Below are 599 nucleotides of genomic sequence, written 5' to 3' on the forward strand. Positions count from 1 at the left end.
AGCCGGTTCGCGTCACCGAGGAGCGAGATATCCTAAAAAAGCGACCGCGTATTTCACCAGGGATGCAAAGTGATAGTCGAGCGTTCATTGCCCTGCATCGCCTGCAGTTTTCAGTGCGGACGATGTGCCGCCTTTTGCGGGTTCATCCGAGCGATTTTATGTCTGACTGAAGAACCCGCTGCAGGCGAGCCAACGAGGACAGGCAACAGACCGATCTGCTTCTGAAGCCTTGGGAAGAGAGCGGCAAGGTCTACGGTTATCGCAAGCTGCACGACGACCTGCTCGATCAGGGAGAGATGTGCTGCCCGAACCGGGTTGCGCGTCTGACCCGCCTTGCCGGGATCAAGGCGCAGATTGGCTACAAACGCCGTCCCGGTATTTAGGGCGGCAGGCCTGCCGTCGCTATCGACAACACGCTCGACCGGCAATTTGACGTAGCGGCTCCGGACAAGGCCTGGGCTACGGACATCACCTACATCCGGACTTGTGAAGGCTTTTCCTCTTTTGCGGTGGTCATCGACCTCTACTCTCGCCGGTCATCGGCTGGGCGATGCAGAGCCGCCAAACCACGGATGTCGTATTGCAGGCTTTGCTCATGG

Annotated in this window: 1 pseudogene; it reads left to right on the forward strand. The window is 58.4% G+C overall.

The window, feature by feature from the left end:
• Window positions 1-599 (forward strand): annotated as a pseudogene (locus GR138_RS30160) (IS3 family transposase); the annotation flags it as partial.

The organism is Shinella kummerowiae, from assembly GCF_009827055.1.
Lineage (GTDB): Bacteria > Pseudomonadota > Alphaproteobacteria > Rhizobiales > Rhizobiaceae > Shinella > Shinella kummerowiae.